Raw genomic sequence first — 21429 nt, 5'->3', positions numbered from 1 at the left:
AGCAATAGTGCCGCTACGGGTCGCACCAGCGGCAACGACGAGCGAGAGGCCAGAAGGGCATGAGCGTTCGACTGCCCCCAGCCGGGACCTACGAGATCGATCCAGCGCGGTCGTCCCTCGCCTTCACCACTCGGCACATGTTCGGCCTGGGCAAGGTGACCGGCACGTTCCAGTTGGAGTCGGGGAGTATCACGGTCGCCGAGCCGGTCACCCGATCCACCGCACAAGCCGTCGTCGAGGCGGGCAGTTTCCGGACCGGCACGCAGCGCCGTGACGACCATGTGCGCTCCCCCGCCTTCCTTCACGCGGACCGCTACCCCCGTATCGGATTCGAGTCGACCACGGTTGCTCGCGGTGCGGCCGGCGCCTGGATCGTCAAGGGCGTCCTCACCGTCCGCGAACACCGAGCACCTGTCGACCTGACGCTGGACTCCCTGTCCGTCGAGAACGGATCGCTGCGGATATCGGCCTCGGCGACGGTCGACCGCTACCGCCATGGGCTGACCGCTTCGAAGGGACTCGCAGCGCGTCGGCTTCGGCTCTCCCTGACCGCCATCGCCCATCCCGACCCCAGTACGGCGGCCCCCACCACCAGGACTACGGCGGCTCCCGCCGAAGTACCCACGACGACTCCCACCACCCGGACCACGGCGGCTAGAGCCGACGTACCGACGACGGCACCTGCCGTCGAGACCGCAGAACAGCGAGAGGAACTCCCGATGTCCCCCAAGATCGCAGTCATCTACTACTCGTCGACCGGCACCGTGCACGAGCTGGCGGAGTCGGTGGCCGACGGTGCCCGCAAGGAGGGTGCAGAGGTACGACTCCTGCGGGTGTCCGAGCTCGCACCCGAGGAGGCCATCGCCGCCAACGACGCATGGTCGGCACACGCCTCTGCCACCAAGGACATACCGGTGGCGACCGCGGCCGACATCGAGTGGGCCGACGCCGTCATCTTCGGCAGCCCCACCCGCTTCGGCAACATCGCCAGCCAGCTCAAGCAGTTCATCGACACGCTCGGTGGGCTGTGGGCGCAGGGCAAGCTGGCCGACAAGGTCTACAGCGGCTTCACGGCCACCGCCACCGCGCACGGCGGGCAGGAGTCCACGCTGCTCGCTCTCTACAACTCCGTGCACCACTTCGGCGGCATCCTCGTCACCCCGGGCTACACCGACCCGGTGAAGTTCGCCGACGGCAACCCCTATGGCACCAGCCATGTCAACGGTCAGGGAGCGATCCCCGTCGACGACACCGCTCGCGCCGCCGCCGTCTACCAGGGCAAGCGCGTGGCCGCCGTCACCGCGCAGTTCAAGGGCGCCTAGGAGTTGGGCGGTCATGTGCCGGCGGCAGCCCTGGGGCTGTCGCCGGCGCACGGCTATTTAACGCGGGAAAGCGTCAGTTGTTGCAGCAGAAGGGCGGCAAAGGCCGTGATGCAAGCAGTGGTTCTGGGCGTGGACCGGAAGATCGTGCTCGAGTCGAGGGCTGAGCCTGTGCTCCGTTCCGATCAGGTGATGGTGGATGTCGACCTGTGCGGGCTCTGCGGCACCGACCTTCACGCGCCGCGGATGCAGGAGGTCTACCGGGGCGGTTTCGTCATGGGACACGAGTCGACGGGTCGGATCAGCGGTGTGGGGGACGCGGTCGAGGGCTGGGAAGTGGGACAGCGTGTCGCCGTCAATCCCAACGGGAACGTGTGCGGGCGATGCGTGTACTGCGCCTCCGGTCGGCCCAACTTCTGCCACCAGGCGACGATGGAGACCGCACTGGGGCTCCAGATGGACGGAGCCCTCGCACGCCAAATGGCCGTATTCCCTGGCACGTTGAGGGCAGTGCCCGCGTCGATGGGCCGGCTCGAGGCGGCCTGGGTGGAACCCGCGGCCACCGCACTGCGTGCGGCGGTACTGGCCGGTGACCTCAAGGGCACCACGGTGGCGGTCTTCGGCGGAGGCCCGATCGGGCAGCTGGCGTGCCGCATCGCGGCCCAGCGGGGCGCGAACCACGTCATCCTGGTCGAGCCGGCTCCGGAGCGCCGCCGCTTCGGCCCGGCGTCACGTGCCGAGCTGACCCTGAGTCCGGCACAGGCAGGCGTCCAACTCGACACCTCCACGGTGGATGTGGTGTTCGAGTGCTCGGGAAGCGCCGCGGCCAGAACGGAAGCCCTCCGGCTGCTCACCCCAGGTGGGGTCCTGGTCAACGTGGGTGCGGGGCCCGGTGGCGGATTCGATCCCGACGTCGTTCTGCTCAAGGAGCTCACCATCCGCGGTTCGTTCGTCTACGGGGCCGAGTTCGACAGCGCCATCGAACTGCTCGCCCGCGGAGACATTCGCGTCGACGATCTCACCACGGAGATCGCGCCGGTCGAGGAGGCACTTCGAGCGATCGAGAACCTCCGCTCCGCAGAGGTCATGAAGGTGTTCATCGCGCCCAACGGATGACACCCACACCACAGTCCATCCCGCCAGGAGCATTGTGCAGCGCTCGGCCCGGAGTCTGAGGAAAGCACATCTTAGGCGTTTTCTCATACTCGGAAACATCCGGAGCGCACCAAATGAAGTGTTGCGCCCCGGAGGACCGCAGAACATTTATGAGTACGTCTCATATTCACCTGAGGGAGCCTCATTCATGAGGCATGGAAAGCGATTCAGGAATTTATCCGCACGGCTTCCATGCCTAGCATGAACACGTCCACGAAATCGCCCCCACAAGGGAGTAGAACGTATGCGTGTCACGTCTCTCAAAGCCGCTGCCATAGCGACGACTGCGTCAGTCGCACTGTTCGCCGGCGCCGCCGGTGCGGCAGAAGCAGCGCCCAGTGCAGCAAAGCACCGGGTTTCCAGCACGTCGAAGGTCAGCGCGGGCACTTCTGTCGCGACCAAGAGCTTCCACGGCGGCGCGGTGACCGTGACCGTCGACGCCAGTGGCTCCAAGAACATCAAGCACACCTGGAAGTTGAGCGTCGCGGGCAAGCAGTTCACCTCCGGAACCTACAAGGAGAACGACAAGAAGAAGACCTGGACCTTCACCAAGGTCCAGGCCGGTGAGCTCAAACTGTCAGCTCCGGCCGCCAAGGGCGAGGTCACGAAGATCACGCTTGAGTGGAACTGATCTCGGGCGGCCCATGACTCGTGCCCGTGCGGATCAGTGGTCCTTCACCCCCAGCCACCGGCCGCACGGGAACGATCGCCACACCATCGACGCGCACCTCACACGCCACGGGACTCGGCGTGCGAGGTGCGCGTCGCACTGTTTCGACGGCACCCGTGGGCCGGTGGTCGACCGCTCGGCAGACCCTTCCGCCCATTGCCGCAGCCCTCTCCATGAGAGAAGTCAGTCTTAGGGCCACCACAAACAGGGACGCAACACTGAGTGCTCAAGGTGCTTTACGGGCGGGACAGCCACCCACGGTTGAGACAGATCCCGTCAACAAGCACCGGTGGAACCGTCACTTACACGAAAGGCAGGAAGGCAATGCGCCGACTCTCACTGGGGGCTCTTGCGGTAATCGCCGCCGCGGCTCTGCTCACTGGCTGCAACGACAGCTCCTCGGAAGACGGCACCAGTGGGTCCTCGACCAAATCCACGGCACCGAGCAACGCCACCTGCGCACCCGCCAGTTCAAAGGCGGGCGATGACACACCAGGTGACTGCGACCACACAGGCAAGCCGGGCGAGAACAAGTAGAGAAGCGGCGGGATTCGCGGCCGCCACCGCCTGGACACTTTCTTAGAATGGTCACAAAGACCTCCACCATCCTGAAAGGCGCAGCACAGTCCACGTGTTGGGACTGTGCTCCAGGCCTCGGGTGTGATGAGAGGGTGTCCATGGGAACGATCCATCAGGTACCACCAGAACGGTCGCCGCAGCCCCCGGCCGCGACGCCCCCGCGTCCACAGCGATACCGGCCCGGGTGGGGTGATCTGCTCGGCACGCTCGCGATCTTCGCGACAGTCGCCCCTGTCGGTCTGTGGCTGCTCAATCACGGGCTGCCGGTCCCGCTGGGAATGAAGTCCACCGTCGGCATGCTGGGTCTGCTGTGCTCGCTCATCGCGACCCAGCTCATGCTCCTGCTGGTCGTCCTGCTCGCACGGATCCCCTGGGTGGAACGAGCTTGGGGACATGATCGCCTGGCCCGGCTGCATCGCTGGACCGGATTCGCGTCGTTCTGGTTCATGATGGCCCACATCGTGGCCCAGACCCTGGAGCGGGTCTCCCGCGACTGGTCGACCGCCTGGCAACGGACGTACGAGATCTTCGTTGTTGAACCGTGGATGCTCGCCGCCACCGTCGGCACCGTCCTCATCCTCGGCGTGATGATCACGTCGATGCGCTGGGCGCGCCGTCGGCTGCGCTTCGAGAGCTGGCATCTACTGCACCTGTACACCTACCTCGGCCTGATCTTCATCCTGCCGCACATGCTGGTGACGGGGCCGGAGTTCCATGCCCAGTGGGCACGCACCGCACTGTGGGGCGAATACTTCCTCGCCGCTGCCTGCATCCTGGTCTTCCGTCTCGGGCTGCCCCTGTACCGGTCGCTGTATCACCGCCTGCGTGTCGAGCAGGTGAGCACCGAAGCGCCCGGCGTGGTGTCCATCTCGCTGACAGGCCGTCGGCTGGACCGACTGCACGCCAAGTCGGGGCAGTTCTTCATCTGGCGCTTCATGGACGGACCCGGTTGGACCCGCGGTCACCCCTACGCCCTGTCCGCGGCACCTCAGCGTGACCGGCTCCGCATCTCGGTCCGGGAGTCCGGCGACGGCAGCGCCCGCGCCATCACGCTGCAGCCCGGTACCCGCGCCCTGATCGAGGGACCCTACGGCACCATGACCGCACGTCAACGCCGCTGGCCGAAGATGCTGCTCATCGCCGCCGGAATCGGTATCACGCCGCTGCGGGCCCTGTTGGAAGACACCTTGTACGACCCGGGCGAAGCAACCTTGATCTACCGCTTCAGCAGCGAGACCGACCGGCTCTTCACAACGGAACTGCAAGAGCTCGCCACCCGACGCGGCGTCGAACTGGTCCTGCTCCCAGGAGCACGCAGTCCCGACGGCTCATGGCTGCCTGCCGACTACGGTGCGGAACCCGACGAGATCGACGTACTGCGCCACGCCGTTCCCGAACTGGTCTGCCGCGACATCTACGTGTGCGGCCCTCCGCCGTGGGCCTGCGCGGTCCATGCCACGCTGCGGCGCGCGGGCGTACGCGAGGAAGACATCCACACCGAAGTGTTCGCCTGGTAACGGGCCCTGTCCCAAGGAGCGACGCCGTCATGCATCGCATCACCCTGTGGAGTGCTCTGGTCATCTCTGCCGTCGGCCTGGTCGTGTGCTACATGGTCAACGCCGGTGGTCTGACTGCCAACCCTGCCGTGCCCACCGACAACAACAATGCGCCGGGAACCCACGTGCCGGCTGAGACGGAGGAGAAGTAGCCGCCCGTCCTGCCCCCGCTGTGCGAGCAACGCCCCCTGGACTCACGGGAGTTCAGGGGGCGTTGCTCGCACAGGCCGAGCCCGGGGGGCCGCGAACCGACCGTCAATGGGTCGGCTGGGTCGAGGCACCCGTCTCCAGGATGTAGCCGACGCCCCGAACAGTGCGGAGCAGCCGCGGTAGGCCGCCCACTTCAAGCTTGCGACGCAAGTACATGACGTACACGTCGACGGTGTTGGACGTGGGTCCCCCCTGTTCGCCCCACAGCGATGTGATCAACCAGTCCCGTTTCAGGACCTGGCCGGGGCGCGCGAGGAAGAGTTCCAACAGGGCGAACTCGGTACGTGTCAGGTTCAGGTTGCGGCCGTCACGGGTGACCTGGCGATTGGTTATGTCCATGCGCAGACCACCGAAGGTCAGGACCGACCGACGAGATCTGGTGACCTCGCTGCGCCGCAGAAGGGCACTGATCCGGGCCATCAGTTCGTCGGCGACGAACGGCTTGAGGACGTAGTCGTCGGCACCGGTCTCCAGGCCTGTCACGCGGTCACCGATCGCGTCGCGCGCCGTAAGCATCAGTACGGGAACCTCGTCGCCGCGGGCGCGCAGCCGCCTGCACACCGTCAACCCGTCCGTGCCGGGGAGGAGTACATCGAGGACGATGAGGTCGGGGCGCAGCCGGGCAGCCGTCCTGAGCGCCTCTTCGCCGTCCGAGGCGAGGAGCACTCTGTAGCCGCGGCGGGTAAGGGTCATCTCCAGCACGAGGCGAATCGCCTGTTCGTCATCGACGACGAGAATGCTCGGGCCGTCGTGGGGGGTGGTCATTGCCATGTCTTGTTCTCCGAGGTCTGTCGGAACACGGAGCGGGCGGAGGCGGGGAAGATGTGCTGCGCCAGGGGCCGAGGTGTTGTGCCCGACCGGAAGAGGCCGGTGCACCGCAACTTGAGCCGCTGCGTCGCCAGGTACCTGCGGCTGTATGCCGGTCCACCTGTGGGCGCTGCTTTCCCTCTTGAGGCTCTGCGAGCTCACTGAACAGGACACTAGGCCGACTTTTTGAGGGCGCTATAAGAAAATTCAGACGATTACTGCCTGCACACAAACCTCACATCCCCACAGAGAATTACCGAGGGGCTTCAGCGTTCGCCGAGTTCAGGGAACGAAGATCGTGAGTGCCGAGCAGGACCCGACAGCCCGGGGCGCCGCGGCTCGTCAGGTCCGCGGGAGCGCTCCGCAGTGGCAGGTGGCGGATGCGGGTGCCAGGAGGTGGTGGACGTAGGCGGGTGGCAGGTTGGAGAGGACGATCTCGCTGCCGACCACGTGGGGGGCTATGGCCTCGCGCAGTGCGTACCGGGAGAGGGCCTGGCGGGGATGGACGCGTTGTATGGCGCCGCCTCCGAGGTAGCTGAAGAAGGAGAGTCTGCCGCCGGGGCGGAGGGATGCCAGGAGTTGGCGGACGACGGCTTCGATCTGGGCGGGTGGGAAGTTGGCGAAGGGCAGTCCGCAGACGATGGTGTCGTAGTGGCCGAGTTGCTGGTCCTGGATGAGACCGTGGTGCAGGCGGGTGCGGTGGGCGACGGGGGCCAGTCGTGTGTCGTGGCGCAGGGCGGCGGCCAGGTGGTCGGCGAAGGGGCCGTTGGCCTCGACGAGTTCGAGGGTGTCGTGCGGGCCCAGGCGGGGGGCGAGGTGGCGGGTGACGGCTCCGGTTCCCGGTCCGACTTCGAGCACGGCACGCGGCTGGTGTGGGGTGCCGGGCTGGACGTGGCGGGTGAGGGCGCGGCACAGGGCGGCTCCGCTGGGCGTGATGGATCCCGTCATTTTCGCGGTCCGGGTGAACTGCCGGAGAAAGGCCAGGGCTTCTGCCATTGCGGCTGATGCGGTGCGGGTCGTCACGTGGGCACCTTCGCGTTGCTGAGGAACGGAGTGGATTGAAGCTGGGGAATGTGCGGCGGCAGCGCGCTGGTGACGAGCCCTTCAGCGCATGGCGGTCACAAGGAAGACCTGCCGAGCGGTTCAGCGCAGGCCAGTCACAAGGAAGGCCGGTAAAAGCGGAGGGGTTTCGTGCCCGTGGTCCGGCCCAAATGGCCCGCAATGGCATCGCGTCACAAGCGGTGTGGTCCGCGGGAGGATTCACTGCGCTGCGTGAGGAATGGGCGGCGGCCGTACCGGCAACCCAGGTTGCCGAGTTCAGGCGCAAGGACGCAGGTGGTGCGCAGGTGAAGCGTGGCCGTCCCGGTCCAAGAGGTGACTCGGGAGGGCGAGTTGCTGGGACCGTCCGGTCGGTCGAGGACGATCCCAGCAGGTGAGGATGTACCCGGCGGTGCGGGTCTACTTGCTCTCGCCCGGCTTGCCGACATGCTCGCCGTCGCCCGGCGTGTCGTCTCCGGCCTTCGCCTGACCGGCAGGGGTTGCGGACGGGTCGGCGCCCGGGCTGGCAGGGGCCGTCGCGACGGACTCCTCGGTCTTCGTTTCGCCTCCCTTCACCCCGCTCCCCGAAAGGTTGAGCTGGTAGGCGAAGAGAAGGGCGCTCAATGCGAGCGTGGCTGTGAGCCATAGCGTGATGCGACGCATGATTACTCCTGTGATGTGTGAGAAGTGCGGTTGACGGGTGTTGCCGGATTACCAGGCGAATTCCTCGGTGTGCAGGCTGTCGCGATGCACACCGGCGGCCCTGGCCGCCTTGCGGACCGCTGAAAGCCAGGCCGGCGGACCGCAGACGTAGACATCGCGATGGGCGACGTCCGAGACGAGTTCCTTGAGCACTTCGGCGTCATCGGCCTGGGTGCCGACGCCGGCCGGCAGCCACGAGTCGTCGGCGCGGCGGCGACCTGGCATGAAGTGCAGTTCGACACCGCGCCGGCCGGCGAGCTCCCGGAGTTCATCGGCGAACGCCGCGTGTTCGGCTTCGGTATAGCGGTAGAGAAGGACGGCTTCCCCACGGGCGTAGGGGGTGTCCTCGAGCAGGGCGCGCATGGGGGTGACGCCGATCCCGGCGGCGATCATGAGCATCCGGGGGTGGCTGCGCTGCCGTGCCGTGAGGGTGCCGTAGGGGCCTTCGATCAGTACGCGGGTGCCGGGCTTGAGCCGGGCTTGCCGCTCGCTACCGTCGCCGGCGATCTTCACCGTGATCCTCAGGCGGTCGGCCGTGGGCGCCGCGGAGAGGGTGTACGGATTACCGCGGGACCAGCCCGGGCCGTCGAGGAACCGCCAGATGAAGAACTGTCCGGACTCGGTGCGCAGCCTGTCCAGCCGGTGTCCGCGCATGGTGACGGAGAAGATCCCCGGCCCCTCGGGACGTACCTCCGCCACGCGCAGGCGGTGATAGAGAGATCGCCAGGCGGGCCAGCCCAGCCGGTAGAGGACGGTGACGCCGGCGGCGAACAGATACAAGGTCCACCAGTAGGCGCGGGCCCAGGCTTCGTGGAAGTCGGCTCCGTCCTCCAGCATGTGCGGGAAGGTGAAGGCAACGCCCAGATAGGCGTACAGGTGGAGGAGGTGCCAGGACTCGTAACGCAGCCTTCGGCGGGCCGCACGGACCGAGGTGACGACCACCATGATCACCGCGATGGTGCCGATCGTGGCGAACAGCATCCACGGGTCGGTGATGAAGAGCTTCCACATTTCGTCCAGAGCGGCGGCCGGGTCACGGGAGATGCGCTGCACGGCGAAGAGGGCGATGTGCGCCATCATCAGCCAGAACGAGGCGAAGCCGATCCAGCGGTGGCGCCGGGTGAGCAGGTCGTGGCCCCAGGACCGCTCGACCCAGGGGATCCGGGCCAGGAGCACCACCTGCAGCAGCATCAGATCGGCGGAGACAAGACCGGTGAGCAGGCCGAGTGATCCGACTGCGGTGTCCACGGTGGTCAGGCTCAGCAGGCCCTGGTTGCGGATCCAGAGGAACACGACGGCGACCACTGAGGCGATGGCGGCCGGGCCCAGCAGGTCGGCGAGGCCGAACCGGAGGGCGCCCCGGCGCGGCGCGGGCGGCCTTCGGTGGCCGGCGGCCGCCGCGTTGGATGTGGTCATCAGTGGCTTTCCCTCAGACATGTGACGGGGCTGAGAGCACCCTGCTGGGCGCTTCGATGACCAGAGTGGAGGGCGTTTTTGTGGCGCCTTTAAGAAGGCACGGACAGCGGCGGGCGCCCACCGTTCTTAATCTGTTTTGTGAATGATCAGCCATGCTGTTCGCGGGCGGTTCAGACGGGCCCGTCCGTTTCGTCCGGGCTCCGTGATCCGCAACCGCCACAAGGCTCGGGTGTCTGCCCAGCACGGAAAGTGAGGGGCGATGTCAGTTTCCCGGCGAAAGCCGCTGGTGCTTGTCGTGGACGATGACCAGGGCGTCCGCCAGGCGCTGCGGCTGGGCCTGTCCGTCGAGGGCTTCGACGTCCAGGAGGCCCCGGACGCAGAGTCCGGTCTGGAGTCGATCACCACACAGCTGCCCTCGGTCGTCCTGCTGGACGTCGTCATGCCCGGCATCAGCGGAGTGGAGGCCGTACGGCGCATTCGGCTGCAAGGTCGCACGATTCCGGTGTGCATGCTCTCCGCACGCGACGAGGTCGACGACCGGGTGGCAGGACTGGCAGCCGGTGCCGACGACTACGTGGTCAAGCCGTTCTCGGTCGCCGAGCTCGCCGCCCGGCTGCACGCCCTGGTCCGCCTGCACGAGAGCAGCCAACAGCGCCCCCTCCTGTTGGGGGACCTCACCATCGAGCCCGCCCGCCGGGAAGCCACGCGCGCCGGTCGTGAGCTGGGGCTCACCACACGCGAATTCGATCTGCTGGTGACGCTCGCCCAGCGTCCGGGGCAGGTCCTGAGCCGCTCCCAGCTGCTGGAACAGGTGTGGGGATATACCTGGGACGTGGACACCAATGTGGTCGACGTCTTCATCGGCTATCTCCGCCGGAAACTCGAAGCGGACGGCGAGAAGCGGATCCTGCAGACAGTGCGCGGCGTCGGATTCGCGCTGCGGACATGAGGCTCCCCCTGCCGCGCAGCCTGCGCTCACAGATCACCGCGAGTGTCGCCCTCCTGGTGATGCTCGTGGTCGGCGCCTCCGGCCTCGTCATCGTGGACCGCATCGACCACCGTGACCGTACCGACGTCGACCGACAGCTCACCGCCCGCGCCGACAAGGTGCAGGGGGACGCCGACAAGCTGTTGTCGCAAGGAAACGGGGCGGACAGTCCCGGCAGTGACGACTACGGCGGCCTGCTGGTCGGCAGCCAGTCCCTGGTCCGGCTCGTTTCCGGGAATGAGATCATCACCCAGCGGGGTGATGAGCCCACGGCTGACATTCCCGTCCCGACATCGGACGGCCTGAGCACCGTCCGCGTCGGCGGCCAGTCCTGGCGGTCCTTCGTGCAGCCCCTCAAGGGCGACTCCGACGAACGTCTGCAAGTGCTGCAGAACCTCGACCCGATCGAGCAGCGACTGGCCGACAACACCAGAATCGTGGCCGTCGTCGCCGTACTGTCCATGTTCGTCGCGGCAGGCGGCGTCTGGCTGATCACCCGGATGATCCTGCAGCCGCTGCAAAGGCTGCGCACGGGAGCGCAGCGTATCCGCGCCGCCGACACCGATCAGCGGCTGCCGACGGTCACCGGGCCGCAGGAGGTGGCGGACTTGTCCGCATCCCTCAATCGGATGCTGGCCCAGCTCCAGACGAGCATGCACGCCACCCGCCGTTTCACCGCGGACGCGGGACACGAACTGCGCACCCCGCTCACCACCATCGGCATGAACCTCGAAACCCTGCAGCGCAATCCCCACCTGCCCGCCGCCCACCGGCAGGAGGCCCTCGATGCCATGGTCATGGAGCATCGCAGGATCACGGTGCTGTTGGAGGGCTTGCAGATCCTTGCCCGCGGTGATGCCGGTGCGCTTCCTCCGCGGGCCACGGTGGACCTGCCCGCACTGCTCGACGAGGCGGTACGTCACGCTCAGCACCGGCATCCGCTGACCACGTACAGCATGTCCGTCGCCACCGGTGGCGTTCCGCGCGTCGAGGGCTGGCCGGCCGGCCTGCGCATGGCCGTGGACAACCTGCTCAACAACGCGGCCCTGCACGGGCGGCAGCCCCAGGGGCAGGTTCACGTGTCGCTGGCGTGGGACTCCTCGCAGGCGCACATCTCCGTTGTCGACGACGGGCCCGGCATTCCCCCGGACCAGCGCGAAGCCGTCAAGGAACGCTTCGCACGGGGCCGCAGGCCACGCAGTCACGGCTCCGGTCTCGGGCTGGCCCTTGTGCAGCAACAGGCCGAGCTGCACGGCGGGACGCTGACCCTGGGAGACGCCGCCGGCGGCGGACTCAGAGCGACGCTGACCATCCAGCTGCACCGGGCCGCCGGGTCCTCCACCCACAGCACTCCCCCGGCGCACTCCCGACGGGGGTAAGTGTCTGTGGTGGGATCACGTGGATTCGTTGGCGTGGGCCCCGGCGGGTTCTGTCTTCCTGAGCCGGACACCGTGAGGTGCGCCGTGCAGTTCCGCATAGACGCCTCGGTGCGCGAGGAGCTCGTGATGTGTTCCGGTCTCCACCACCTGACCGTTGTTGAGCACCACGATGCGGTCGGCCTGGGGAGCCAGCTGCAGGTCGTGAGTGATCATGATGGTGGTGCGGCCGGACATCAACTGGCGTAGCGGGCCGATCACTCGACGGGCTGCCAGGGCGTCGAGTCCGGTGGTGGGCTCGTCGAGGATCAGTACGGGCGCGTCGCGCAGCATCGCCCGGGCGATCGCGATGCGCTGCAGCTGGCCGCCGGAGAGCTGCGCGGTGTGGGGATCGATGTGGGTGTCGTAGCCGTCGGGCAGTGCGGTGACGAAGTCGTGGGCGGCAGCGGCTCGGGCCGCGTGTTGGACCTCCTGGTCGGTGGCACCGGGACGTCCGCAGGCTATGTTCTCGTGGATGCTGTCGTGCAGGATGAGGGTTTTCTGGGGCAGCAGGGTGACGTTCTCGCGCAGGAAGGACAGGGCGACGGTGTTCAGGTCGACGCCGTCGAGATGGATGCCACCTGCAGTGGGGTCGTAGAAGCGCAGGAGCAGTTTGGCGATGGTGGACTTTCCCGCGCCGCTGGGGCCGGTGACGACGATGAACTCACCGGGCCTGGCGGTCAGGGACACGTCGCTGAGAGTGGGCGTGTCCTGTCCGGGATAGCTGAAGCCGACGCGGTCGAGCTGCACCATGCCGTGCACGCGCCATGGTGTGACGGCCTGGTGGGTCGGCGGGTCGGTGACGGCGGGCTGTGTGTCAAGGATGTCCAGCAGCCGTTCGGCGCCGGCGATGGCCGCGCTGATGGTCAGGCCCAGTTGGCCGAGGCTGCGCAGCGGAGGGTACAGGTAGCCCAGAAAGGCGGAGAAGGACAGGAGTTGGCCGAGGGTCATGCGGTCCTGGGAGATTTCCCAGGCGCCCAGTCCGATCACGCCGAGGACGCACACCGTCTCGAGAACCTCGACGGCCTGCTCGTAGAGTTCGCCCATGCGCGCACCGGTCACCGAGGCCCGCATCCACGCGCGAGCCTCGCGGCGCAACCGCTTCTCCTCGGCGTTCTTCCGGTTGTAGGCCTGCGTGAGCACCACGTTGCCGAGCGCCTCTTCGACGACCGAGGTGATGGCCCCGTCGGCGACACGTTCCTCGCGGGCGACGGCCTTGATGGGGGCGGAGAACTTCCGGGCCGTGAGCCACAGGACCGGTGCGAGCAGGAAGGTGGCCAGCGCCAGGTCCCAGCGCAGCCACAGGGCGGCGGCCGAGAACAGCACGACGTTGAAGACGGCGGAGACGATACCGACGACGCCGGAGACGACCATTTCCTCGATCGACTCGACGTCCCCTGTCAGCCGTTCCAGCAGGTCACCCTGGCGGTGTCTTTGGAAGAAGTCGGGTGGCAAGTCCTGTACGTGCCCGAAGACGTCGGCCCGCAGGCGCATGACGAAACGCTCCGCTGTCCACACGGCGAGGGAGTTGCCGGCGTACCCCACGGCGGCACCGAGGACCGCGACAGCAAGCCACTGGCCCGCGGGTGTCCAGAAGGCTTTCAGCGAGCCCTTCTGGAGCGCGTGGTCGGTCAGCTGGCCGAACAGCAGGATCGCGGCCGTCTCGCACAGCGCGGCGACGATGACACCGACACAGATCAGCACCAGCCAGCGCCGGTCACCCCTTGTCAGGGGCCAGAAGCGGGCGAACGCCTGCCCCATGGTGAGCGTGGGTGGCGTGTTCGTCTCAGCGCCGTCGGTGTCCCTCGCAACGGTGTGCAGTTGCAGTCCCGCCAGCGTCTGAGTGCCGTGGGGGCGCAGCAGGCCGGGGCGGCGGTGACGTCCTCGTACGGGGGGTGCTTGCGGCAGGCGCAGTTGCATCGTCTGCTGTTCGTCGTACGAGGTCACTGCCACTCCTGGATCGGCTTGGACATGCAGGAGGCGGGTCCGCGGCTCCGTGCCGCGGACCCGCCTTTCGTTCAGCGGCAGGTCAGTGCTTGATCGGACGCTTGTGAGTCTTCGGCTTCACCGTCTTGGCCTTGGCGGGCTTGGCCGGCTTGGCAGGCTTGGCAGGCTTCGTGGTCTTGACGGCGGCGATCTTCTTGAAGCTCATGATTCCTCCATAAGCGCAGCCCAACAGCTGCTCAGTTCTTCCGTCGGAGCCGTCCGGCTTCGACACGGAAAACACTAGAAGGCGTTCTTGAGGGTGGCTTAAGAAAGGGCTCCCGATTACCCACTTCAAAAGAATCAAAGAATATTCGACAAGCAGGATCCTGGAAATTCGCCGCTCGCCGGCGGCCCGAGCATGCAGAAAGCGGGCCTGCGACTGGCAGTCGCAGGCCCGCTTGCCCTCTCCGTTGAGGGTGAGGGGTTGTTCAGCTTGAGAAGGAAGGTCCGACCTGAGGTTACTTGATCGGGCGGGTCTTGCGGGCCTTCGCCGGCTTGGCGGGCTTGACCGCCTTGGCGGGCTTCACCTTGGCAGGCTTGGCGGGCTTGACCGGGACGACCTTCTGGAAGCTCATGATTCCTCCATACGCACAGCTCAGCGGCTGCCTAGTTCCTTCGCCGCAGCCGTTCGGCTTCGACACGGAAAACACTAGGAGGCGTTCTTGAGAGGAGTTTAAGGAAGCGGACTCCGAGGAGTTCTCTCCCTATTCTGAAGAACTCTAATGAATTAGAAAAACACAGGAACACCCACATCGGGCAGGAACCCGTCCGGCCCCGCCCCGTCAGCGACTCCCGCGGGCGTTGAGCCTGGCGGCCTGGCGCGTCAGGTGGTCGCGTTCGGCGAGGTTGGCTGCTTTTGGGGCGGCCTCGGCGTACAGCCGTGCCGCCGTCGCCAGGTCGCCGTCACGCTCATGGAGGTACGCCGCCACGGCGGTGTGCCGGGGCAGTGAGTCGTCCAGCGCCGCGAGCTCCGCCAGGCCGGCGCGCGGTCCGTCGGCCTCACCGACGGCCACCGCGCGGTTGAGCCGGACGACCGGGCTGTCGGTCAGACGCGCGAGTTCGTCGTACCACTCGACGATCTGCACCCAGTCGGTCTCCTCGGCGGTGGGCGCGTCGGCGTGGAGGGCGGCGATGGCGGCCTGGGCCTGGAACTCGCCCAGCCGGTCGCGGGCGAGGGCCGACTGCAGGATCCCGACGCCCTCGGCGATCGACTTGGTGTCCCAGCGGGCGCGGTCCTGCTCGGCGAGCGGCACCAGGCTGCCGTCGGCCGCGGTCCGGGCGGCGCGCCGGGCGTGGTGGAGCAGCATGAGAGCGAGCAGTCCCGCCACCTCGGGATGGTCGATCGCGGCCGCGAGCTGCCGGGTGAGCCGGATGGCCTCGGCGGCGAGGTCGACGTCGCCGGAGTAGCCCTCGTTGAAGACCAGATAGAGGACGCGCAGCACGGTGGCGACGTCGCCGGGCTGGTCGAACCGGACGCCGGAGACGGTGCGCTTGGCCCGGCTGATGCGTTGCGCCATCGTCGCCTCCGGAACCAGGTAGGCCTGGGCGATCTGCCGGGTGGTCAGTCCGCCGACGGCACGCAGCGTCAGGGCGACCGCGGAGGACGGTGTCAGCGATGGGTGGGCGCACAGGAAGTAGAGCTGGAGGGTGTCGTCCACCGCGGGCGCGGGCCCGGTAGCCGGCTCCTCCTCGACAAGGTCCTCACGCCGTCGGCGGGCAGTGTCCGCCCGGGTCTGGTCGAGGAACTTGCGCCAGGCAGCGGTGACCAGCCAGCCCTTCGCATCCCGCGGCGGGTCGGCCGGCCACACGCGGACGGCCTCGACCAGCGCGTCCTGTACGGCGTCCTCGGCCGCCGCGAAATCGGCTCCGCGGCGGACGAGGATCCCGAGCACACTCGGCGTGAGGCTCCGAAGCAGCGCCTCGTTCACTTCCGAGGTCACTCCGTGACCGTGGGCCGCACGCCATAGGCGGGACGCAGCTCCAGCCACTCGTGGATCGGCTCCCCGCCCTTTCCAGGGGCGGCCGACAGTTCCCCGGCCAGCTCGACCGCCCGCTCGTAGCTGTCGACGTCGATCAGCATCCAGCCGGCGATGAGGTCCTTGGTCTCGGCGAACGGTCCGTCGGTGACCGGCGGGCGCCCCTCACCGTCGTAGCGGACGAACGTCCCCTCGGGAGCGAGCGCCTGCTCGCCGACGAATTCGCCGGTCACCACCAACCGGTCCGCGAAGTCGCGCATGTACTGCACATGCGCCGAGATCTCCTCCGGCGTCCACTGCTCCATCGGCACGTCATTGACCGAAGCCGGAGCGCCGCGGTAGTGCTTGAGCAGCAAGTACTTGGCCATGGTGATTCTCCTCGGTGCTGGTGCGAGCCATTCTGGCCGCGTTCACTGCGGGGACGAAGCCAGTCACCGGATCTCGACATCGCCGTCCGAACTTTTCCGAGATTCGTCGAGGAGCCTGGGTGCGCTGTCTCACGGCCTCCCCGTCCGCGCCGTGGCGCGAGAGCAGGACGGAGCGACGCCTCCCAAGATCAGCGGCGACCGGGCAACTGAGTCAGAAGAGATTCCTCCCGTACGCCATTCCCTGTGGTCCTGGCGCGTCGTGGTGCGTTCGGACCCACGGCTTGTTCGGCGTGGTACGCCACTGATCGCGCCTGTTGCGACAATGGGCGGGTGAATAACGTGTCATCACAGAATCAGGATCGCCGAGGCCGGCCCAACTACGACCGTGAGTCTCTTCTCGAGATCGCGGTCGAGGTCTTCAACGAGCGCGGTTATGACGCCACCGGTATGGAGGAGCTGGCCAGACGCCTGGGCCTGAGCAAGTCCAGCATCTACCACCATGTCTCCGGCAAGGAGGAACTTCTGGATCTTGCCGTCACCCGTGCGCTCGATGCCCTTTTTTCTCTCATTGACGAACCCGATGCAGCCCAACTGCCCCCGACGGCCAGGCTTGAGCACATCGTGCGTGGGAGCGTCGAAGTACTCGCAGCCGAGTTGCCGTATGTCACCTTGCTGCTGAGGGTCCATGGGAACAGTGCCGCTGAACAGCGAATCCTGAAGCGGCGACGCGAGTTCGACCACCGGGTTGCCGAACTGGTCGAACTCGCGGCGGAAGAAGGAGGAATCCGTGCCGATATCGATCCCCATCTTGCGAGCCGACTGGTTTTCGGCACCGTGAATTCTCTCATCGAGTGGTACCGGCCGGACGGGGAACTGCCTGTGTCGGTCCTCGCCGACGCTCTCGCCACCCTCGTCTTCGGCGGCTTGCGGTCTCACGGTCACTCCGGCCCTGGCGACACTCCCCCGCGCACGAGTCGACCCCGCATCTGAAGCGAAGCCACCTCCGCAAGGAATTCGGTCGCGCCCCGTGAGGTGAGCCGATACTTTCCGTCTGAGCGCATCGAGGTTCGAGACGCGACCGCAAGGGGAGATCTGCATGGACGCTGAGGGTGCGTGGACCGACCGACTGGGCTTGCTGCTCGACCAGTTCGACAAGGCCCGGGAGATGGCCCAGGTGCGGCTGACGGGGCTCGGTGATGAGGAGTACCTGTGGGAGCCGGTCCCCGGTTGCTGGTCGCTCCGGCGCCGGGGCGAGGCGGCGACGCCCAGGGCGTTCGGGCCGGGCGAGTGGGTGCTCGATCTGGGCGCGGCGGACATCCCGGCGAGCGAGTACGCCGAGGTGGCCAGACAGGCCGCCAGTGGCATGACCGTCGCCAAGATCGCCGAGGACTGGAGCGTGAGCGTCGAGCGGGTCGAGCAGATCCTCGCTCACACCGGTGCGCCGGAGCCGGACATGGCGCCGATCACGACCATCGCGTGGCGGCTGGGCCACCTGCACTACCAGTTCGCGGGCGGATGGGAGTGGGCCTTCGGCGAGCGGCTGCAGGACCCGAAGCTGATGATCGACTTCTCGCCCTCCGCCGCCCTGACCCTCGATCGGTTCTGGCCTGTCATCGACCGCTGGCGCGAGAGCATCGGCGCCGTCACGGAGGAGCAGCTCGACACGGTCGGCTTCTCGCAGTACCCGTACGGTTCCGACCCGGACGACCCGTTCATCGGCGTGCTGTCGGGGACCAATCTCGAATTCATCCATCACATGGCCGAGATTGCGTTGCTCCGCGACCTGTGGCGGGCCCGCTTCACGGCCATCCTCTGAACGGTCGGCCGTACGACCGCCAGATTGCGTACGTAAACAGTGCGATGCAGCGCTTCCTGCCCGACGGGACCCGTTGCCGCTACCCCCCTGACCAACTGCCGGAAGGACAAGGGCGGTCCGCGAAAGGGTCCCCCGGAGCGGACGTCAGTCACCGACCGCCGTCTCTGGAGGACCCCGACCGTCAAGTCGTTCTACGGGTAACCAGCCACACACAGCCGAGGCTGATAAGCGTCACCGCCGTGAGGTAGAGGGCGATAGGTGTGGTGGATGACCAGCTTGTGTAGAGGCCTGTGGCAACGGTCGGCGCGATGCCGCCACCAAGGATCGCTCCCAATTGGTAGCCGAGAGAAGCCCCGCTATAGCGAATCTCAGCCCTGAAGAGTTCCGAGAACAGTGCCGCTATCGGCCCGTAAACGATACCCATGAATACCGCCGTCACCAGGAGTGCCAGCAGAATCAGGGCTGTGTTCGCGGTGTTGATCATTGGGAACAGGAAGAGCGCACACACGACAAGGCCTATGGAACCAGCTCTGAGCACCACCCGGCGGCCATGCCGGTCCGAAAGAGCGGAAGCCCATGGAATCACCGCGAGCCACACCAGGGACGCGATGAGCGTGAGGACAAGGATGCGGTTCCGGCTCAGTTCAAGTACGGCGGTCGTGTAGGACAGCAGGTAGGCCATGAAGATGTAGCCGACCGCGTTGATTCCGATGAACGCTCCGGCGGAAAGCGCGACTTCCTTCCAGTGCTCTCGCAGCACCGTCACGATGGGCATGCGCTGTTTCGTCTTCGACTGCTTGACCGCCTCGAAGTCCGGGCTTTCGGCGATGGTGAGTCGAATCACCAGGCCTGCCACGACCATGACGGCACTCGCCAGGAAGGGGACTCGCCACCCCCAGGCCAGGAAAGCGTCGCTGCTGAGATTGGTGGTGAGGCCGAGGAACACCAGGTTGGCAATGATGAGCCCGCCGGGCACGCCCATCTGCGGGAAACTGCCGTAGAAGGCCTTCTTTCGGTCCGGGGCATGCTCGACAGCCATGAGGACCGCGCCGCCCCACTCGCCACCGACCCCTATGCCCTGGATGAAACGGAGGGTCACCAGCAGGATCGGCGCCCAGACACCGACGGTGGCGTAGGTGGGAAGCAGCCCTATGCCCACCGTGGCCAGTCCCATGGTGAGCAGCGAAATCACCAGCATGGACTTGCGGCCGACCCGGTCACCGAAGTGGCCCATGACGATGCCGCCCACCGGGCGGGCGAAGAAGCCGACCGAGTAAGTGGCGAAGGCGGCCAGGGTTCCGGCTGCCGAGGAGACGCCGGGGAAGAACAGCGGTCCGAACGCAATTGCCGCAGCCATGCCGTAGATGAAGTAGTCGTACCACTCAATGGCGGTTCCGACGAAGCTTGCTGTTGCCACTCGCAGCGGGCGTACCTGCTTTGGTGTGACTGTCTCGGGTAGGTTTCGGTCGATGGCCACTGCTGTCTCCTGACAGGGTGAGCGATGCCGCCGCAGCTGTTCATCGGGGCTTGGGGAGAGAGATACCAAAGCGGATTTGGGGATAAACCCGCCCGATTGCCGATCTGATCGAGGCCGGCCTTTCGCTACCTCGATCAATGGCTGGATGCGCCCTGCCGACTTGCTCCTGAGCCCGGTTTCCTGGCACGCCTCGTGTCGTTGGACCGAGCTGGTCGACTCAAGCAGGGCGCTGCGCAACTGGGTTCCGCAGATTTCACTGGGTGAGTGATATCGACGGCGCCAGCAGCAGTCGGCGGAAGACCGAGGCAGGGTGACGCCCGGATCGCTCCCGCCAGCTGGAGATGGAGACTCTGCAGCTGAGTGGACTAGGCCTTTCATCATGTCGGCAGAGACTTCCAGGGCTGCGGCTGATCTTCGCCCCAGACCTACCGACCGAACGATTGGTCGTCTCGTGACTGGTAAGTAAAGGCAGCCATGCAACCGGTGTCAAGAGAGTGGAACGGATGGAAGTTTGCCCGTCCAAGAGCATCACTGGGGCAATCGTTTACTGGCGCCCCTCAACGCCCTGACTGTCGCAGGGATGGCCTTCGTCACCTCGGGCAACTCGGGGGCGGACACCGCCGCCAGAGGCCCGCACAGCCACGTCCTCCATCCGGACAACCCAGAGAAGTGACGCTCCGTCGGCGGAAGTCAGAAGAGGCAATCAGGCATGCCAACAACCCATGCAAGGTTTGCTGATTTGCATGGAAGCACTATCGAACGGCAATCGTGACCTTGCGCGGACGGCGGCTCGCGAAGAGACAGCCGTCGCGCAGGGGTGCCCCTTTGGTTCGCCGAGGGCGGTCAGCTGTCGTAGTCGACGGTCAGCGTCTCGGAGAGCGGGTACGTCTGGCACGTCAGCACGTATCCCGCATCGATCTCAGCGGTTTCGAGGGCATAGTTGCGGCGCATGTCCGCCTCGCCCTGCGTGACTCGAGCGCGGCAGGTGCCACAGACCCCTCCCTTGCAGGCGAAGGGGAGGTCCGGCCGGATGCGCGCGGCCGAGTCGAGGATCGTACTGTCGCGGGGCAGCCCGGCCGTGGTGGAGCGGCCGTCGAGGGTGATGGTGACCTCGCTGACGGGTCCGTCGGCCGTTGGCTCTTCGCGGCGGATCGCCTGGGCCGGCTCGTCGGCGAAGAACAGTTCCTGGTGCACTCGTTCGTTGGACACATTGAGTTTCGCCAGTACCTGCTGGGCGTCCCGGACCATCCCATGGGGACCGCACAGCCACCAGTGGTCGGCGCTGGGGACATCGATCAGTCCGTCGATGAGGGCATCGAGGCGCTCGCCGTCCAGGCGTCCGGAGAGCAGGTCGGCCTCACGGGGTTCCCGGGAGAGGACGTGTGCGAGCTGGAAGCGTGTGCGATAGGTGTCCTTCAGGTCGGCCAGCTCGTCGGCGAACATGACTGTGTCGGTGCGCCTGTTTCCGTAGAAGAGCGTCACCTTGGACAGGTCGTTGGACGCCAGTACCGACTCGGCGATGGACATCATCGGGGTGACCCCGGATCCTGCCGCGATGAGTACATGGTGACCTGGCCCGGTGAGGTCGGGGGTGAAGACACCTGTGGGAGCCATGACTTCGATGGTGTCACCGGCCCTCACCTCGTGGACCAGCCAGGAGGAGAACAGCCCTCCCGGCACCTCCCGCACCCCGATGCGAGGGGGTGCGCCGACGGGCGAGCAGATCGAATACGAGCGCCGTTCGTCCCGGCCGTCGATCTCACGGCGCAGCGTGAGTGACTGACCTGGCGCGAAGACGAACTCCTCCGCCAAGGCATCGGGGATCTCAAAGCTGACAGCGACCGCGTCTTCGCACAGGCGTTGCACACCGGCAACGCGCAGGGAGTGGAACATCGGGCGGCGCCTGCGTGCCCTTGTCGCGGGGGCACCGGAGGTCGGTGCCATCAGCTCT

19 protein-coding genes and 1 pseudogene are annotated in these 21429 nt (G+C 66.8%); 10 read left to right on the top strand and 10 right to left on the bottom strand.

Features of this window, described 5'->3' with window-relative positions; all coding sequences use genetic code 11:
• Window positions 1-59: 59 nt before the first annotated feature.
• The 6 genes and pseudogenes from ACFVKT_RS05115 to ACFVKT_RS05090 form a co-directional block, all read left to right on the top strand.
• Window positions 60-503, top strand: a pseudogene (locus ACFVKT_RS05115) (YceI family protein); the annotation flags it as partial.
• 216 nt (window positions 504-719) lie between these two features.
• On the top strand, window positions 720-1322 hold the full coding sequence (gene wrbA / locus ACFVKT_RS05110; RefSeq protein ID WP_385728169.1) for an NAD(P)H:quinone oxidoreductase: 603 nt from the start codon (window positions 720-722) through the stop codon (window positions 1320-1322).
• Between the two features lie 189 nt (window positions 1323-1511).
• The gene (locus ACFVKT_RS05105; protein ID WP_385727612.1) at window positions 1512-2435 is read left to right on the top strand and encodes a zinc-binding dehydrogenase; all 924 of its coding nucleotides are present in this window, start codon (window positions 1512-1514) and stop codon (window positions 2433-2435) included.
• 283 nt (window positions 2436-2718) lie between these two features.
• Window positions 2719-3105: a hypothetical protein gene (locus ACFVKT_RS05100; protein WP_385727610.1), complete on the top strand. Its 387-nt coding sequence runs from the start codon at window positions 2719-2721 to the stop codon at window positions 3103-3105.
• Between the two features lie 716 nt (window positions 3106-3821).
• Complete coding sequence (locus tag ACFVKT_RS05095; protein WP_385727607.1) at window positions 3822-5240, top strand: ferric reductase-like transmembrane domain-containing protein; 1419 nt, start codon at window positions 3822-3824, stop codon at window positions 5238-5240.
• Between the two features lie 29 nt (window positions 5241-5269).
• On the top strand, window positions 5270-5431 hold the full coding sequence (locus ACFVKT_RS05090; protein WP_385727605.1) for a hypothetical protein: 162 nt from the start codon (window positions 5270-5272) through the stop codon (window positions 5429-5431).
• 103 nt (window positions 5432-5534) lie between these two features.
• Here ACFVKT_RS05090 and ACFVKT_RS05085 read toward each other — a convergent pair whose 3' ends face one another.
• From ACFVKT_RS05085 to ACFVKT_RS05070, 4 genes are all read right to left on the bottom strand, one after another.
• Entirely contained in the window at window positions 5535-6260 is a 726-nt protein-coding gene (locus ACFVKT_RS05085) for a response regulator transcription factor (RefSeq protein ID WP_385727603.1), read from the bottom strand.
• Between the two features lie 378 nt (window positions 6261-6638).
• The gene (locus ACFVKT_RS05080; protein ID WP_385727601.1) at window positions 6639-7319 is read right to left on the bottom strand and encodes a class I SAM-dependent methyltransferase; all 681 of its coding nucleotides are present in this window, start codon (window positions 7317-7319) and stop codon (window positions 6639-6641) included.
• Between the two features lie 435 nt (window positions 7320-7754).
• Window positions 7755-7997, bottom strand: coding sequence for a hypothetical protein (locus ACFVKT_RS05075; protein ID WP_385727599.1), 243 nt, complete (start codon window positions 7995-7997; stop codon window positions 7755-7757).
• A 48-nt stretch (window positions 7998-8045) separates the two neighbouring features.
• Window positions 8046-9452, bottom strand: a complete 1407-nt coding sequence (locus ACFVKT_RS05070) for a ferric reductase-like transmembrane domain-containing protein (RefSeq protein WP_385727597.1) — start codon at window positions 9450-9452, stop codon at window positions 8046-8048.
• Window positions 9453-9711: 259 nt separating this feature from the next.
• Here ACFVKT_RS05070 and ACFVKT_RS05065 point away from each other — a divergent pair, with 259 nt between their 5' ends.
• Complete coding sequence (locus ACFVKT_RS05065; protein WP_385727595.1) at window positions 9712-10401, top strand: response regulator transcription factor; 690 nt, start codon at window positions 9712-9714, stop codon at window positions 10399-10401.
• On the top strand, window positions 10398-11819 hold the full coding sequence (locus ACFVKT_RS05060; protein WP_385727593.1) for an ATP-binding protein: 1422 nt from the start codon (window positions 10398-10400) through the stop codon (window positions 11817-11819). The genes ACFVKT_RS05065 and ACFVKT_RS05060 overlap by 4 nt, the downstream gene beginning before the upstream one ends.
• A gap of 15 nt (window positions 11820-11834) precedes the next feature.
• On the opposite strand, the gene ACFVKT_RS05055 is transcribed toward ACFVKT_RS05060, so the two are convergent.
• From ACFVKT_RS05055 to ACFVKT_RS05040, 4 genes are all read right to left on the bottom strand, one after another.
• Window positions 11835-13775, bottom strand: coding sequence for an ABC transporter ATP-binding protein (locus ACFVKT_RS05055; RefSeq protein WP_385728167.1), 1941 nt, complete (start codon window positions 13773-13775; stop codon window positions 11835-11837).
• 109 nt (window positions 13776-13884) lie between these two features.
• Entirely contained in the window at window positions 13885-14007 is a 123-nt protein-coding gene (locus tag ACFVKT_RS05050; RefSeq protein ID WP_385727591.1) for a hypothetical protein, read from the bottom strand.
• Window positions 14008-14623: 616 nt separating this feature from the next.
• Window positions 14624-15769, bottom strand: a complete 1146-nt coding sequence (locus ACFVKT_RS05045; RefSeq protein ID WP_385728165.1) for an RNA polymerase sigma factor — start codon at window positions 15767-15769, stop codon at window positions 14624-14626.
• Between the two features lie 8 nt (window positions 15770-15777).
• Window positions 15778-16185 carry a YciI family protein gene (locus tag ACFVKT_RS05040; protein WP_385727589.1) on the bottom strand — a complete coding sequence of 136 codons (408 nt, stop codon included), beginning with the start codon at window positions 16183-16185 and terminating at the stop codon, window positions 15778-15780.
• Window positions 16186-16524: 339 nt separating this feature from the next.
• Here ACFVKT_RS05040 and ACFVKT_RS05035 point away from each other — a divergent pair, with 339 nt between their 5' ends.
• Complete coding sequence (locus ACFVKT_RS05035; RefSeq protein ID WP_385728163.1) at window positions 16525-17175, top strand: TetR/AcrR family transcriptional regulator; 651 nt, start codon at window positions 16525-16527, stop codon at window positions 17173-17175.
• Between the two features lie 106 nt (window positions 17176-17281).
• Entirely contained in the window at window positions 17282-18001 is a 720-nt protein-coding gene (locus tag ACFVKT_RS05030) for a DinB family protein (RefSeq protein ID WP_385727587.1), read from the top strand.
• Between the two features lie 181 nt (window positions 18002-18182).
• Here ACFVKT_RS05030 and ACFVKT_RS05025 read toward each other — a convergent pair whose 3' ends face one another.
• The gene (locus ACFVKT_RS05025) at window positions 18183-19478 is read right to left on the bottom strand and encodes an MFS transporter (RefSeq protein WP_385727585.1); all 1296 of its coding nucleotides are present in this window, start codon (window positions 19476-19478) and stop codon (window positions 18183-18185) included.
• Window positions 19479-20321: 843 nt separating this feature from the next.
• Window positions 20322-21422 (bottom strand): 1,2-phenylacetyl-CoA epoxidase subunit PaaE, encoded by a 1101-nt coding sequence (gene paaE, locus ACFVKT_RS05020; RefSeq protein ID WP_385728161.1) that lies wholly within the window; start codon window positions 21420-21422, stop codon window positions 20322-20324.
• Window positions 21423-21429 lie beyond the last annotated feature (7 nt).

The organism is Streptomyces sp. NPDC127595 (assembly GCF_042671685.1).
Taxonomy (GTDB): Bacteria; Actinomycetota; Actinomycetes; order Streptomycetales; family Streptomycetaceae; genus Streptomyces.
Note: the sequence above shows the minus strand (reverse complement) of the source record. Positions and strands in the feature narration are given on the sequence as shown.

Coding starts and splice junctions, on each gene's coding strand:
- ACFVKT_RS05060 (WP_385727593.1), top strand. CDS start 10,398: ATGAGGCTCCCCCTGCCGCGCAGCCTGCGCTCACAGATCACCGCGAGT.
- ACFVKT_RS05085 (WP_385727603.1), bottom strand. CDS start 6,260: ATGGCAATGACCACCCCCCACGACGGCCCGAGCATTCTCGTCGTCGAT.
- wrbA (WP_385728169.1), top strand. CDS start 720: ATGTCCCCCAAGATCGCAGTCATCTACTACTCGTCGACCGGCACCGTG.
- ACFVKT_RS05055 (WP_385728167.1), bottom strand. CDS start 13,775: ATGCAACTGCGCCTGCCGCAAGCACCCCCCGTACGAGGACGTCACCGC.
- ACFVKT_RS05050 (WP_385727591.1), bottom strand. CDS start 14,007: ATGAGCTTCAAGAAGATCGCCGCCGTCAAGACCACGAAGCCTGCCAAG.
- ACFVKT_RS05075 (WP_385727599.1), bottom strand. CDS start 7,997: ATGCGTCGCATCACGCTATGGCTCACAGCCACGCTCGCATTGAGCGCC.
- ACFVKT_RS05105 (WP_385727612.1), top strand. CDS start 1,512: ATGGTGGATGTCGACCTGTGCGGGCTCTGCGGCACCGACCTTCACGCG.
- ACFVKT_RS05065 (WP_385727595.1), top strand. CDS start 9,712: ATGTCAGTTTCCCGGCGAAAGCCGCTGGTGCTTGTCGTGGACGATGAC.
- paaE (WP_385728161.1), bottom strand. CDS start 21,422: ATGGCACCGACCTCCGGTGCCCCCGCGACAAGGGCACGCAGGCGCCGC.
- ACFVKT_RS05100 (WP_385727610.1), top strand. CDS start 2,719: ATGCGTGTCACGTCTCTCAAAGCCGCTGCCATAGCGACGACTGCGTCA.
- ACFVKT_RS05090 (WP_385727605.1), top strand. CDS start 5,270: ATGCATCGCATCACCCTGTGGAGTGCTCTGGTCATCTCTGCCGTCGGC.
- ACFVKT_RS05070 (WP_385727597.1), bottom strand. CDS start 9,452: ATGACCACATCCAACGCGGCGGCCGCCGGCCACCGAAGGCCGCCCGCG.
- ACFVKT_RS05040 (WP_385727589.1), bottom strand. CDS start 16,185: ATGGCCAAGTACTTGCTGCTCAAGCACTACCGCGGCGCTCCGGCTTCG.
- ACFVKT_RS05030 (WP_385727587.1), top strand. CDS start 17,282: ATGGACGCTGAGGGTGCGTGGACCGACCGACTGGGCTTGCTGCTCGAC.
- ACFVKT_RS05095 (WP_385727607.1), top strand. CDS start 3,822: ATGGGAACGATCCATCAGGTACCACCAGAACGGTCGCCGCAGCCCCCG.